Origin of the sequence: Micromonospora sp. NPDC051296 (genome assembly GCF_040682255.1) — a bacterium.
Lineage (GTDB): Bacteria > Actinomycetota > Actinomycetes > Mycobacteriales > Micromonosporaceae > Micromonospora > Micromonospora craterilacus.
The window spans coordinates 1-12,389 of record NZ_JBFBAO010000208.1; the positions used below are offsets into that span (position 1 = coordinate 1).

At 71.0% G+C, this 12,389-nt stretch carries 11 protein-coding genes and 1 pseudogene; 11 read left to right on the forward strand and 1 reads right to left on the reverse strand.

Translation table 11 applies throughout. The features are described 5' to 3' along the window. Together AB0M52_RS21090 and AB0M52_RS21095 are read left to right on the forward strand one after the other, a co-directional pair. The coding region (locus AB0M52_RS21090; RefSeq protein WP_363956166.1) for a hypothetical protein at positions 1-515 on the forward strand (515 nt) is incomplete at its 5' end. Positions 516-822: 307 nt separating this feature from the next. Further along, positions 823-2,004 (forward strand): hypothetical protein, encoded by a 1,182-nt coding sequence (locus AB0M52_RS21095; RefSeq protein ID WP_363956169.1) that lies wholly within the window; start codon positions 823-825, stop codon positions 2,002-2,004. Positions 2,005-2,090: 86 nt separating this feature from the next. Here AB0M52_RS21095 and AB0M52_RS21100 read toward each other — a convergent pair whose 3' ends face one another. Further along, on the reverse strand, positions 2,091-2,498 hold the full coding sequence (locus AB0M52_RS21100) for a hypothetical protein (RefSeq protein ID WP_363956172.1): 408 nt from the start codon (positions 2,496-2,498) through the stop codon (positions 2,091-2,093). 326 nt (positions 2,499-2,824) lie between these two features. Here AB0M52_RS21100 and AB0M52_RS21105 point away from each other — a divergent pair, with 326 nt between their 5' ends. The 9 genes and pseudogenes from AB0M52_RS21105 to AB0M52_RS21145 form a co-directional block, all read left to right on the forward strand. Next, complete coding sequence (locus tag AB0M52_RS21105) at positions 2,825-3,418, forward strand: hypothetical protein (protein WP_363956174.1); 594 nt, start codon at positions 2,825-2,827, stop codon at positions 3,416-3,418. Next, positions 3,415-4,110, forward strand: a complete 696-nt coding sequence (locus AB0M52_RS21110; RefSeq protein ID WP_363956177.1) for a hypothetical protein — start codon at positions 3,415-3,417, stop codon at positions 4,108-4,110. The genes AB0M52_RS21105 and AB0M52_RS21110 overlap by 4 nt, the downstream gene beginning before the upstream one ends. A 53-nt stretch (positions 4,111-4,163) precedes the next feature. Further along, a complete protein-coding gene (locus AB0M52_RS21115) occupies positions 4,164-4,529 on the forward strand; it encodes a hypothetical protein (RefSeq protein ID WP_363956180.1) in 366 nt (121 codons plus the stop codon). 49 nt (positions 4,530-4,578) lie between these two features. Then, entirely contained in the window at positions 4,579-5,322 is a 744-nt protein-coding gene (locus tag AB0M52_RS21120; RefSeq protein WP_363956183.1) for a hypothetical protein, read from the forward strand. A 1-nt stretch (position 5,323) separates the two neighbouring features. After that, a complete protein-coding gene (locus AB0M52_RS21125; protein ID WP_363956185.1) occupies positions 5,324-6,559 on the forward strand; it encodes a hypothetical protein in 1,236 nt (411 codons plus the stop codon). A 355-nt stretch (positions 6,560-6,914) separates the two neighbouring features. Continuing rightward, positions 6,915-8,414, forward strand: a complete 1,500-nt coding sequence (locus AB0M52_RS21130) for an SCO6880 family protein (protein WP_363956188.1) — start codon at positions 6,915-6,917, stop codon at positions 8,412-8,414. Beyond that, entirely contained in the window at positions 8,411-10,219 is a 1,809-nt protein-coding gene (locus tag AB0M52_RS21135; protein ID WP_363956191.1) for an ATP/GTP-binding protein, read from the forward strand. Before AB0M52_RS21130 ends, AB0M52_RS21135 begins: the two co-directional genes overlap by 4 nt. Next, a complete protein-coding gene (locus AB0M52_RS21140) occupies positions 10,216-11,979 on the forward strand; it encodes a TraM recognition domain-containing protein (RefSeq protein ID WP_363956193.1) in 1,764 nt (587 codons plus the stop codon). The genes AB0M52_RS21135 and AB0M52_RS21140 overlap by 4 nt, the downstream gene beginning before the upstream one ends. A 5-nt stretch (positions 11,980-11,984) precedes the next feature. After that, positions 11,985-12,389 (forward strand): annotated as a pseudogene (locus tag AB0M52_RS21145) (chitinase); the annotation flags it as partial.

Genomic DNA, 12,389 nt, shown 5'->3' on the forward strand with positions numbered 1-12,389 from the left:
TTGTAGGCATCGACGAGGAGCTTCGCCTGCTTCTCCAGCGGGGCGCGGGTCCACAGGGTGAGCTCGCTGCCGTCGTCGATGCCGTTGGGGCCGGCTCGCGGCGGCGCCGGGCCCTCTGGGCCGGCGCGGCGGCGCTGGTCCTGGCGCTGGCCGGCGGGGTGGTGGCGGTCAACGAGTGGACTGCCTCCCCCGACCCGGTGCTGACCGCCTCGGGGGAGGCACCCGGCTACGGGGCCAGCCTCTCCGTCGCCATCACCGTCGGGGACGAGGGCAGTGCCACCATCCGGATCACCGCCACCGGCCTGCGGCAGGGCGTCCGGTACCGGTTGTTCGCGGTGACCCGCGACGGTGTCACGCACGTCGTCCGCGACTGGACCGCCTCGTCCGGGCCGCAGGAGGTGGCCGGCGAGACGTCCCTGTCCGTCGACGAGTTGTCGTTCATCACGGTCGGGCTGGTCGACGGTTCCGCGATCGTGACCGCCCCGATCGCCCGCGACCCGGCCACGCCCCGCTGAACGCTGCGCCCCGCTGCCGCTGGGCGAGCGACAGACTCGACGGCACGATCTGGTCGACGTGGTATGGAGACGAACTGCGCGGCGTGCATCAGACCAGAAGATGGCCCGGGTCACCTGCCGGACCGGGCATCCGCGGCCTGGGCCGGCGGCATCGAACGCGCGAACCGCTGAGACCTGGTCGGCCGGAGGCGTGATCAGCCCGGGGCCGTCGGGGCGGTCGGCGAGAAAAGCGGGGCACCGGTCGAACCAGGCTCACCTGCCGTACGTAAAGCGCGTACCAGCCGTCCAGCGGAGCGAAGGAGCGCAGGTGGAGCGCGATCGAGAACCGAACAGGTATCCCTCCAATTCGACCAACCCCGCCCAGTCGTACCAGCGGCCAGGGAGGCAGAGCGGTAGCTCGAGCAGCAGTGGTGACGAGGTCCAGACGTCGTCGAGCCGCTACAGCCAGACCTCCGGCAGCAACTACGACGACCCGCGGCGGGGCAGCAGCAGCACGGCCAGCTCGGCGCCGAGGCCCGGAGCGCCCACTGCAGCCGACTACCAGGACTTGCTGGACGACGGTCTGGCGTCCGACCGGAGCAGCCCCGGGCCGGGTGAGTCGTTCGAGATCGAGTGGGGCGGCGATCAGGTCAGCCTGCACCAGTACGACGGCAACAACCGCCTGTTGAACTGGGTGGTGGACGCAGGTCGAAGCGCAGGCCGATGGGTGGCCGCGAACGACGAGCGGATCGCCACCTTCGTCTCGGTGCTCGGATCGCCTTTGCTGCAGGGTGCCGGGGGGCAGGGCAGCAGCCTCGGCACGGTCAGTGGCGGGGTCGCCCTGGCCGGTGGCCCGGGCCTCTACGTGTTCACCAAGAACATGGTCAACGCGGCACGCGGCAGGCACGCAAACATGTACGACGCCGCCTACGGCGCAGTCGCCGCCGGCGGCGCGATCGCCTGGGGTCTGGGCACCGGGGGTGTGGGCGGTGATCGGGCCCGCGACATCGGCGCGATTGTCCACGCAGGCGGTACGGCGGCGATGACCTGGGCACAGTCACGGCCGCGGCAGCAGCCGCCGGTGCTTCCCATGTACAACCTGCCCAACACGAGCATCCCGAGTGCGGCCTCTTCTCGCAGCCCCTACGGGCCGGTCAACTCCTACGGTCCGCCGGCCAGCTCCTATGGACAGCCCGTACCGTATGGACAGGCCAATCCCTATGGGCAGCTCAACCCCTATGCCCAGCCCGGCCCGTATGCCCAGCCCAGCCCGTATGCCCAGCCCGGCCCGTATGGGCAGCCGGCGACGAGCTCCTACGGGCCGGTCAACTCCTACGGTCCGCCGGTCAATCCCTTCAGTTCGGGGGCCGACGTCCGCGGTTCGGCGCAGTTGCCGGTCCGGCGCCAGTCGACCTACGGACATGGCGAAACTCCCGCCGCCCAGAGTGAGCGCTCGAACATGCGCGGCGGACGCGGCGGGCGCGGGGGTGGCGGAGGCGGCGGCAGGTGACGGTTCGGCCGTAGGCCCGGCCAGCCGGAGCAGGTCCGGATCCCGCCGGTGGCCCGTGACGCTCTTCCGTCACGGGCCACCGGTCATCAGCGGGACCGTGCCGGTTGGCGGCGGCGGGGTCCGCCGAGCGACGGGAGCGGGGCCGGCTGACTCCTCGCCCCGACGCTGCGCACGCTGCTGAGTCGCGCCGCCGTGGCGAACCGGGAACCGTCCTGGGCAGTCAGGGCCAGCCGCCGCCAGCGGGAGTGATCGGCGGCGGTCCAGGTCCGCTCGTGCGACTCCATTGCGGCAGCCGGGTGGTCGGCCGGCGTGGCCCGGTGGTCGAGGTACTCCTTGGCCGCCAGACCGCGGGCATGGTTGGCGCGGCGCCAGGCGCGGTCACGCTCGGCGCTGTGCGCATCCGTGTCCCGGACCTGTGTCTGATCCACCCACCGGCTCTGGTCGGCGGGGCCACGACGGACGCTGGTGAGCGCCGCGGCCAGCGCGACTGCCACGGGCAGTGGGAGTGAAGTCGGCGATGCGCGGCGTCGCGGGATCCGGCTGCGTGCGGCGGCGTTCTGCTGGGAATGCGGCGGGAGCATCGGTCTCCTCCGAGGTCGGGCTATGCCCGCCTACTACGGCTTCGACGCCGCCGGGTTCGCCCGGTGGGTGAACTATTTTCCGGTGTTCGTGCCGACGCGGCTTGCCTGGTCGCAACGGGCGCGGCGGAACCGGTCCGACGCCGGCGCGAGCGGGTGGCGGGAAAAACTCCGAACTCGCCCTGAACCGAGTAGCCGATCGCGCCGTTAAGCGGCCGTCACCAGTGCCGGTGGTGCGGCCGGTGACCGCAGAAGGCGAGCAGCGAAGGGAGGCGATGCAGATGGGCAACGGATCCGTGGCGTTACGGCGACCGGGGGTTTCGGCCGGGGGATCGGGCCCGGACCAGCCGCTCGGCGTGTGGGCGCACGACGACGGCCCGGCCTGGCGGCGTGACAGCCTCTCCGAGGACGGCGTCGGGTGGATCGGCGCCCACGGGGGTGCCGGCGCGACCACGCTCACCCGGCTGCTGGGCGGCACCGACATCGGCTGCCGATGGCCGGACCCGGCGCTCGCCGAGCCCGCCCAGGTCATGGTCGTCGGGCGGACGAACCTGGACGGGCTGCGGGCGGTGGCCCGGGCGCTGCACGCGATGCGGGAAGGCCGACACCCGGCCGGGATGCGGCTGCTGGGCGTCGTGCTGATCGCCGACGCCCCCGGTCGGCTTCCGCCGCCGCTGCTCGGCCGGATCCGTCTGCTGCGGTCGATCTCCCCGGTGCACCGGGTGCCGTGGATTCCGTCCTACAGGGTGGGCGAGGAGCCGAAGCGGCCGCCCCGGCAATTGTCCCGCTTGTCCACTGTGGTCGGCCCCCGTCCCGAAGCGAGGCGGTGGCCGTGACCAGGGCTGTCCGGAACGCAGCGGCCGTCGTCGCCGTGCTGGGGTTGGTCGGGCTGGGCGGCCTGCTGGCGCCCTCGGCTGTGATGGCGGCTGAGGACAGCTACACCGTGAAGATCCATGGTGGCGGTGCCGTCTACAACTACACCCTCTGTCTGAAGACCACCACCACCATGGCGAGACCGCGCGGCAACGGTAGTGACCGAATCTGCAGCGGGAAGAAGAACTCGACCAATGGGTCCTTCGACCTGTCCGCCCCGTACAAGGCGGGCGACACCGTGAAGATGGACATCGAGATGCACACCGGTCTCGTCGGTGAGTCGGTGACCAAGGACAACGTCGAGATCACCGGGGCGACCAGCTGCACGATCTCGGGCCTCGTGCATGCCGGGAAGTTCGAGTGTGACACTCCGATCAACAGCCTCCACTTCTCTCCGCCGGCGATCGAGGCCTACACGATCGACTCCAACGAGAAGAAGGCGGTCTCGAAGCTGCTCGACTTCATGGCGTGGCTGGTGAGTGCTGCCGCCGTGGCCGGCGTGCTCATCACCGGCGCGACGCTGGCGTCGCAGCTGCGTCGTGGTGCCCTCGAAGAGCGGACCGAGTACATGAAGCACCTCGCCTTCGTCCTCGCGGCTTGCCTGCTCGCGACCACCGCCGGCCCGATCATCGCCTGGCTCGACGTCACCGGCTAACACCCGCCCGAGCCCGACCGGGGCAACGACCGTCCGATCTCGAAGGAGACACAATGATCTTCTCTGACACCTACTACCGCGTGGTCCTGCGGATTCCTGCCGTGCTCCAGGCACCCGGGCCTGACGGGGACGGCAACGGGGTGCCGCTGCCCTCGACTGACGGAGGGCTGCCGTCCGGTCTTGCCGCGAAGGTCTCGCAGGCGCTGGGCCTGATTGCCTGGGGAGGCACGGCGGCTGGCGTCGTCGGTGTCCTGATCACCGGCGCGGTCATGGCCATCTCCCACAAGCGCGGCGAGAGTTCGGAGCACATGAGCCGCCTCGGCATGGTGCTGGGCGGCTGCATCCTGGTCGCCATGGCCGGGCCGATCGTCACCTGGCTCTTCGCTGGCGGGGGCGACGGAGGCGGGGGAGACAACTGATCCGCTCACCGACCGCAGGCCCGAGCGTCCGTCCAACTGGGTAGGTGTCATGAGACCGAGATTCGTATCCGACGACGAGGCGGACGGGGAGAAGCCGTTCTGGCAGAACCGCCGGTGGCAGCTGTCGGCAGCATTTCTCGCCCTAGCCCTCTGCACCGGCACGGTCGCGGCGCTCGGTGGCGGCCGGGACGCCAACTCCAGCGTCGCGGCCGATACCGGGCCGGTGATCGGCACCCTCGGCCCGGACGGATCCCGGCCGCAGGACTGCCGCACCGACGATTCCGCGCAGCGGCTCCCGAGCGAGGCGCCACGGGACATCACCTGGCGACCACTCAACGGGGCGGATACTCCGCTGTCCGCTTCGGCGGGGCCACTGAAGACCACCGGTCCGCTGCTGTGGTGCTTCGCGCACACCCCGATGGGGGCGGTCATGGCGGCGCACACCATCTCCCGCCAGATGAGTGGCCCCGACTGGCGGACGGTCAGCGACCAGCAACTCGTGCCCGGCCTGGGGCGGGACTACTTCGACGCGATGCGTGCGTCGATGGCGGAGACCGGGCCGGTGCAGACCGTCAACGCACTGGCCGGATTTCTCGTGCTGAAGTACTCGCCGAGCACGGCCACCATCCGGGTCCTGATCCGGCAGGCGAACGTGATCTACGTGTCCGTCGACTACATCGTCGACTGGAACGGCGTGGACTGGCAGCTCCGGCCGCTGAACTCCGGCGGCCTCTACACCCGGGTCAACCCCGTCGTCTCCCTCGTCGGCTTCGTGCTGTGGAACGAGGTGTGACGTGGCAGAGTGCGCTACCGGCGACGCCGTCTACATCGGCACGATCGGACAGGTCGTCGGCTTCTTCGAGCGGGGCATCGACGGCATTCTCAGCGACATCGCCAGCGCCATTCTGGGTGCGGCGGTCGAACTTTTCGCCAACCTCGGCGACATCCCCACGCTCGGCGACAAGAAGCTCAACGACAGCATCCACCTTCAGACCGACTGGTTGGTCGTCACGATCGCCGTCGCGTCGCTGTTGGCGGCGGCCTTCCGGATGGCGCTGGAACGTAAGGGGCAGCCCCTCGTCGTGGCGCTCATGGGCCTGGTCCGCATGGTGCTCACGGTGGGTGCCGCGTGGACGGTGGCCAACTGGCTCGCCAGCGAGGCGGACGCCTACTCCGACCATCTCTACGAAGAGGGCATCAAGGCGCAGCTCAGGCTGATCGCCAACTGCGGCACGGACGGGCTCACCGCGTTCCTGCTGATCATCATCGGTCTGTTGCTGCTGATCGCCGGATGCATCCACGTCATCCTGATGTACATCCGGCTCGGCGTGATGGTGCTGCTCACCGGCACGCTGCCGCTGGCGGCGGCGGCCTCGATGTCCGAGTGGGGCGGGGGTTGGTGGCGCAAGCACGTCGCCTGGATGGTCGCCTGGCTGGCATTCAAACCGGTGGTCGGACTGATCATGTATTCGGGCGCGGCCATGATCGGTGCCACCAACGATCCGGACAGCACGGATGCGGACAACGCCAGGCACTACAAACTCGCCGGCGCCGCCGTCCTGTTGATGGCCGCCGTCGCCCTGCCCGCGCTGATGCGGCTGGTCGTACCGGCGATGGCGACCCTCGGCTCGCGCGACGGCGTCGGCGCGGGCGTCGCCGCCGCGGGTGCGGTGGCGAGCGGGGCCAAGAAGATCGCCGGCGGTGGGGACTCGGCCGCTTCCGCCGGCCGTTCCCGGGGGCCGAGCGGAGGCGGTTCCGCAGGCGGCGCCTCGGGTGCCGGCCGCCCAGCCGATGGCTCCGGCGGCAAACCGTCCGGCGGGTCCGCTGGTGGATCCGGTGGCGGGCCGGGTGGTGGCGCCGGCGGCAAACCATCGGGGGGCTCCGGTGGCGGGTCGGGCAGCGGCGGGTCGAGATCCGGCCAGATCGCCCGGGGCACGGTTGGTGCCGCGGCCACGGCGGTGCAGGTCGTGACCAGCACCCACAAGCACGCCAGCAAGATCGCAAGCGGAGCGCTCCCCGACCGTGACTAGATCCTCGTCGCACAACCTTGATCGGGTATACCGGGCGCCGTCCACGCGCGATCTTGGACAGTTTCCGTTATCGCGTAACGGGAACTGTCCAAGATCTCGCGCCCACCTCCCGCCATGCGGGAAGCACACCCACGCAAACCAGCGCAGGCCGGGTACATACCCAAGCCACCTCACCGGCCCAGCAGAGGCGACGACACCACATCAGCGCCAGCACGGCGCCGAGCGCCGAGAAACGATTCGGCCCCACCCCGCGACTCCCTCAGGCGACCCGACGGATCCCCAACACCCACGGACAACCCGATCAAGGTTCAAGGACGAGGCACTAGCTGATGCCGGAACAAGGAGAAGGATCATCGTGAGTACGACAGCGGAGTCCATGAAGACACCGACGTACGGCAACTGGCGTCGCCCCCGCAAGGCCGGGCTGGGCTCGCTGGGCCTGGTCGGGACCGTCGGCCTGTTCGGTGGGCTCGTGCTGGTCCTGATCTCCTCCATGGTCTCCCTGAACGCGGCCCTGGTGGTGGGGCTCCCGTTCGCGGTGATGCTGGCGCCGCTGGCGATCCGTACCCAGGACGGCCGCAACGTCTACAACATGGCCGCCGTCCGGATCGGTTGGCTGCGCCGCAAGTCCCAGGGGCGGCACCTGTACGCCTCCGGCCCGCTGTCAACGCGCCCGGGTGGCCGGTTCCGTCCACCCGGGCTGCTGAGCCGGGCGACCATGTTGGAGGGACGCGACCCGTACGACCGCCCGTTCGGCGTGCTCTACCACCGCAACCACAACCAGTACACCGTCGTGCTCAGCTGCGAGCCGGACGGCGGTTCACTCGTCGATCCCGACCAGGTCGACACCTGGGTGGCGCTCTGGGGTGAGTGGCTGTCCCGGCTGTCGCACGAGCCAGGGCTGCGGGGCGCCTCCGTGGTCGTCGAGACCGCACCGGACCCGGGCACCCGACTGGCCACCGAGGTGCTGGGTCGCATCTCCCCGGACGCACCGCCCGCCGCGCGTGCCGTGATGGAGGAGGTGGTGCAGACGTACCCGGACGCGTCGTCGGAGATGAACACCTTCCTCACCCTCACCTACTCGGCACCCGGCGGTGCCCGGCGTGACCACGACACGATGCTCGCCGACCTGGCGTTGCGGCTGCCGGGCGTGCTGGGTGGGCTGGTCGCGGCCGGCGGCGGGTCGGCGGAGCCGCTGTCGGCCGAGCGGATCGCCGAGGTCGTCCGGGTCGCCTACGACCCGGCCGTCGCCGCGGAGGTGCTCGACGTCCGCGCCCAGTACGGCCACACCGGGCTGGAATGGGCCGACGCCGGGCCGGCCGCCGCCGTCGAGACGGTCACCCACTACCAGCACGACTCCGGAGTCTCCCGCAGTTGGCTGCTGACCCTGGCACCGCGCGGCACCGTGCGCTCCGGTGTGCTGCGTAACCTGCTCGACCCGGCGCTGGGCATCCGCCGCAAACGGGTGGCCCTGGTCTACCGGCCGATCGACCCGGCGACCTCCGCCAAGATCGTCGAGTCGGATCGCCGGTCCGCCCAGTTCATGGCCAACTCCACCCGCGGCCTGGTCCGCGCCCGCGCCATCTCCGAGATCGAGGCCGCCGAGCAGACCGCGGCGGAGGAGGCCTCCGGTGCCGGCCTGGTCGAGTTCTCGATGCTGGTGACCCTGACCGTCGACTCGGCCGCCGACGTCCGCGACGCCGACGTGACGATGCGGAACCTGCTCGGTGCCACCCGAATCGCGATGCGTCCGGCCGACCGGATGCAGGCCGCCGCGTTCTCCTGCGCCCTTCCGGTCGGCATCCTGCCCTGGGAGCAGACGATGGTCCCGCACGAACTGAAGGAGGCGCTGTGACGCCTACCCCAGGCGGCGGCGGTATCCGACTGCTGGATCTCGGCGCGGGCTGGCCGCGTAACGCCGCCGGACCGGCCACGGCAATGTCCGACCTGGTGGTGCCGGCGGCCGAGGCGCAGGACCGGGAACCCGACGAGACGGGCAGGCAGACTCCCCGGGCGCTGCGGCGGGCGCGCCGGCGGCAGGCGCAGGAGGAGGCGGCCGAGCAGCGTTACCTGCGGCGGCTGGCCCGGGCCAACCGGGACGACAGCGTGCCGCACCGCGGCTCGTACACCCTGGGTGGCGGCCGGGTGGCCGCGTTGGATCCGCCCACCCTATGGCGGGCCACCACCGTGCAGGCCTGCGGGCTGTGGCCCTTCGCGTCCGGCTCCGGCGCTCCGATGACCGGGATCCCGCTCGGCCAGCACATCAACACCGGGGCCACGGTCTGCGGTGACCCGCTCAACTGGTTCACCCGGGCCCGGTACATCTCCAACCCGTCGCTGTTCATGCTCGGCATGCCCGGCCTCGGCAAGTCGACGCTGATCAACCGGATGCTGATCGGGCTGAGCGCACAGGGCGTCGTGCCACTGGTGCTCGGTGACCTCAAACCCGACTACGCCGACACCGTCCGTGCCCTCGGCGGGCAGGTCATCTCCATCGCCCGTGGCGTCGGCGGGCTGAACATCCTGGATCCCGGCGCGATGGGCATGGCCGCCGCGAGGATCGGTGGACAGGCGGGGCAGGCCCTGGCCGCCGAGACTCACGGCCGGGTGTTGAACATGGTCGCGGCGCTGCTCACCATCGTCCGGGGCGTACCGATCACCGACCACGAACAGTCGGTGCTCTCCGCCTGCCTGCGGCACCTGCGCGAACACACCCCGCAGGGGCAGACGTTCCGACTGCCCCAACTGCTCAACGTGCTGGAGGAGGGGCCACCCCGGGTACGACAGGTAACCCTCGACCGCGGCCAGGAGTCCCGCTACCGCGACGCCGTGGACCCGCTGCACCGATCACTGCTCGGCATCCTGGACGGTCCGCTCGGCGACACCTTCGCCTCGGAGACCTCGACCAGGATCGACCCGGACGCCACCGCCGTCTGCATCGACATCTCTCGCATCGGCGAGGCAGACGGCCAACTGACCGCCGCCGCGATGCTCGCAGCCTGGTCCGACGGGCTCGGTACGGTGGCCGCCTCGCACGCCCTGGCCGACGCCGGATTGGCGCCCCGCCGCTGGTTCTTCACCGTCCTCGACGAACTGTGGCGTCCACTACGCGCGGCCTCCGGCATCGTCGACCGGATCGACGCCCTCACCCGGCTGAACCGCTCCCTCGGCCTCGCGGACGCGAAGATCACCCACACCCTGAAGGACGCCGAGGCGCTCGGCAACGAGGCCGACAAGGCCAAGGCCCGGGGCTTCGTCGAACGCGCCGGCATGGTGGCCTGCGCCGGCCTGCCGCGGGCCGAGATGGAAGAGTTGGGGCGGGTGGTCGGACTGTCCCGGCGTGAGATCGAGCTGGTGTCGTCCTGGTCCTCGCCTCCCGGCTGGGCGCAGGACGGCGGGAACGAGGAGCCGCCCGGCCGAGGCCGTTTCCTGATCAAGGTTGGCGGTCGCCCCGGCATCCCGATTCGGGTCGCGATCACCGACACCGAACGCCATCTGCACGACACGAACACCCGGTGGATCGCCAACGGTGAGGCGGAACGGATGATGGCCGAACGCGCCGCCGTGGTACGCGCCGTGACCGGAGGCGACCTGCCCGGCCCCGGTGTTCCGGTGCCCGACCAGGGCGTCCAGCAGCACCACGGCCCGGGGCACCGATGAGCCGCCCAGGTGGGGCCGGAAACGAGTACCTGCCATGGCTGATTCCCGGCTTCGCGCTGCTCAACCTCGTGGTCTTCGCCCTGCTGTGGCTCGGCGGCACGCTGGGTGCCGCGCTCACCGGGCACGGCTGGCAGCCCCCGGCGTTCACCCTGCGCGTCTACCTCAGCCTGGTCGGCGGAGCCACCGAGGAGGTCTGGCCGGGCGTCCCGTCGCACCTGGCCTACGGTGGGGCGGTCGCACTGGTCCCGCTCGGTGCCGTCCCGGTGGTCGTGCTGGTTCGCGGGGTCGTTCGCCGCTTTCGGGAGCCACGCAGCCTCGCCCGGCCCGGCGAGCTGAAGGCGATGATGGGCAAGGGCGTCGAGGCCCGCGCCCGCGAGCTGCGTCCCGCGCTCAAGGACGCCGCCCGGCTGAACCCCGACGACACCGGCAACCTGCTCGGCGATCTCATGCCCGCCGGGCCGGAGCTGCGCTCCTCCTACGAGGACGTCGAACTCGACCTGATGGCCCCGCGGGCGGGCAAGTCCACCGGCATCGCCATCCCACGCGTGCTGCGAGCACCCGGGGCGGTCCTACTGACGTCGAACAAGTCCGACGTGTTCACCGTCACCCGGCAGGAGCGTACGAAGGTCGGCCGGGTGTGGGTTTTCGACCCGCAGGGCATCGCCTACACCGAACGCGGGATGTGGTGGGACATGCTCAGCGGCTGCGACACCATCGAAGGCGCGCGTCGGTTGGCCGGCCACTTCGTCAGCTCGGTCAACGACGACTCGTCCAAGAAGGACTTCTGGATCGCCGCGGCCCAGAACACGCTGACCGCGCTCTTCCTCGCTGCCTCCCGCAGCGGCGCGTCCGTCAACGAGCTGCTGGCCTGGCTCGCGGACCCGGCCGACCGTACTCCGGTCGACCTGCTCCGCGACGTCGGCATGACGGCAATGGCCGACCAGTTGCAGGGCACCGTACGCGGCGCCGTCGAGACCCGCGACGGCATCTACGAGACCGCCCGGCAGTGCGTCGCCTGCCTGCTCGACCCGGAGATCCTCGCCTGGGTCAGCCCCGACCCGCACATCCCGCGGTTCATCCCGGAGCAGCACGTCCTCGGCCAGGACACGCTCTACCTGCTCTCCAAGGACGGCGGCGGCTCCGCCGCCGGGGTGATCGCCGGGCTGGCCGACGCCATCATCCGCGCCGGTGTGGTCGCCGCCGAGCGGATGGGTGGACGGCTGGATCCGCCGATGACCGCCATCCTGGACGAGGCGGCCAACGTGTGCCGCATCTCCGACCTGCCCGACCTCTACAGCCACCTCGGCTCGCGGGGCATCAGCGTGGTGACCCTGTTGCAGAGCTACCGGCAGGGTGTCCGGGTCTGGGGTGAGGCGGGAATGGACGCGCTGTGGAGTGCCGCCACCATCAAGCTGCTCGGCGCCGGGCTGGATGACGCGGACTTTGTCGACAAGGTCGCCCGCCTGGTCGGGCAGCACGACGTGCGAACCCCCACCTACTCCCGGTCCAGGGACGGCTCGTCCCGGTCGGTGTCGTACCGGCAGGAGCAGGTACTGCCGGCGGACAAGATCCGCGCCCTGCCCAAGGGCACCGCCCTGCTGCTGGCCACCGGTGTGCGGCCCGCCCTGATCCGGCTTCGTCCCTGGTACAAGGAGCCCAATGCCGCACCGATCGCCGCAGCGGCCAAGGCCGAGGTGCAGGCCATCACCGAACGTGCCGCGGCGAGCTGGAACCGCCGCGAGTCCCGCCGGGTCGGCTGACCGCCATGGCGTTGCGCAAGGCCCAGGCGGCCCAGCGGGCCGGTCGCTCGGTCTTCAAACTCGACGCGGCCCAGCTGCTCTGGTTGGTCATCTCGGTGGTCGGGATGTTCCCGCTGGTGGTCCTGGCAACGCTGGCCCTGATAATCCTGCTCGTCATCTTCGCCATGGCCGGCGGGTCGCAGATGACCTCGCAGTCGTCCGACCCGTCCGACACCGGCGGCCAGGCATCCGACACCAATGCCCTGATCGAATTGTCCGGCGGAGACGGCCGCGGCACCTTCGACCCGACGAACGTGCCGGATCAGGATCTGGTCGCGCCGATCAGGGCCGCCGCCAAGAAGTGCGACCTGCTCACCCCGGTGATCATCGCGGCGCAGATCGAGTACGCGTCCGGCTTCGACGCGGACAAG

Bases quoted from the DNA above. Each gene is read 5' to 3' on its own strand.
- AB0M52_RS21115 (WP_363956180.1), top strand. From the start codon at position 4,164: ATGATCTTCTCTGACACCTACTACCGCGTGGTCCTGCGGATTCCTGCC.
- AB0M52_RS21120 (WP_363956183.1), top strand. From the start codon at position 4,579: ATGAGACCGAGATTCGTATCCGACGACGAGGCGGACGGGGAGAAGCCG.
- AB0M52_RS21140 (WP_363956193.1), top strand. From the start codon at position 10,216: ATGAGCCGCCCAGGTGGGGCCGGAAACGAGTACCTGCCATGGCTGATT.